The sequence below is a fragment of the Streptomyces carpinensis genome (assembly GCF_002154505.1).
Taxonomy (GTDB): domain Bacteria; phylum Actinomycetota; class Actinomycetes; order Streptomycetales; family Streptomycetaceae; genus Streptomyces; species Streptomyces carpinensis.
Genome location: NZ_MUBM01000177.1, coordinates 1 through 1,148 on the forward strand (window position 1 = coordinate 1; position 1,148 = coordinate 1,148).

1 protein-coding gene and 1 pseudogene are annotated in these 1,148 nt (G+C 69.3%); both read left to right on the plus strand.

Going from position 1 to position 1,148, the window contains the following annotated elements:
* Positions 1-552, plus strand: a pseudogene (locus BZY54_RS23815) (NosD domain-containing protein); the annotation flags it as partial.
* A gap of 24 nt (positions 553-576) precedes the next feature.
* The coding region (locus tag BZY54_RS23820; protein WP_279634702.1) for a methyltransferase at positions 577-1,148 on the plus strand (572 nt) is incomplete at its 3' end.

Here is a 1,148-nt window from a genome sequence, read left to right on the forward strand (position 1 = left end):
TACCGGCAGAACACCGTCCGGAGCAGCGGGGACGCGGGCATCTTCCTGGCCAACACGATCACGGCCGAACAGGGTGCCACCGACACCAAGGACACGCGGATCGACGGCAACCGCCTGCAGAGCAACCGGATCGGCATCACCGTCCGCCGGCTGCGGAACGTGACCGTCACGGGCAACGACATCAGCGACAACTGCATGGGCGTCTCCCTCGTGGGCGACGAGAACAAGCCGAAGACCGGCGCGCTGACCGTGCGCGGCAACCGGGTCGTGAAGAACAACAAGTACTGCGCCAAGACGAAGCGGCTGCCGTTCCTGCAGGGCTCGGGCATCGTCCTGACCGGCGTCGAGAAGAGCGACATCACCGGCAACGTGGTCACCGGGAACTCGGGCACCTCGCCGCTGTCGGGCGGCATCGTGCTCTTCAAGAGCTTCGTCGGAGCCTCCAGCGACAGCAACCGGGTCAGGGACAACTCGCTGCGGGACAACTCCCCCGCCGACCTGGTCAACCAGGAGAGCACCCAGCGCGGCAACGCCTTCACCCACAACTTCTGCCGNNAGAAGGAAGGAACGCGGCAGATGACGACCGCTCACACCGCCCCACCACCGTCCATGCGGCTCAGGGAGCTCGCGTTCGGGGCGGCCTGCGCCGCCGCCCTCCGCGCCGCCGCCCGGCTGGGCGTGGCCGACGCCCTCGGGGACACCCCCATGGCGGTGGAGGACCTCGCCGCCGCGGTGAAGACCGAGCCCAAGCCGCTGCGCCGGCTGCTNNTGCGCGAGGACGACCCCAACAGCCTGCGCAACATCACCCTGTGGTGCACCGAGCCGTGGACCTGGGACGCCTGGCCGAAGCTGGACGAGGCCGTCCGCACCGGCCGCAACGTCGTCGAGGACCTGTACGGCAAGGAGTTCTTCGTCTACCTCAACGAGGACGCCCCCGAGTCGGCGGACGTCTTCAACCGGGCCATGACGACCTCCAGCATGCAGTCCGCCCGTGACGTGGCCGAACTCCTGGACCTGTCCGGGGCGTCCTCGGTCGCCGACATCGGCGGCGGCCAGGGGCACGTGGTGGCCAGCCTGCTGGAGAAGTACCCGGGCATGCACGGCACCCTCATGGACCTGCCGCGCGTGGTGGACAACGCCGACCCGCG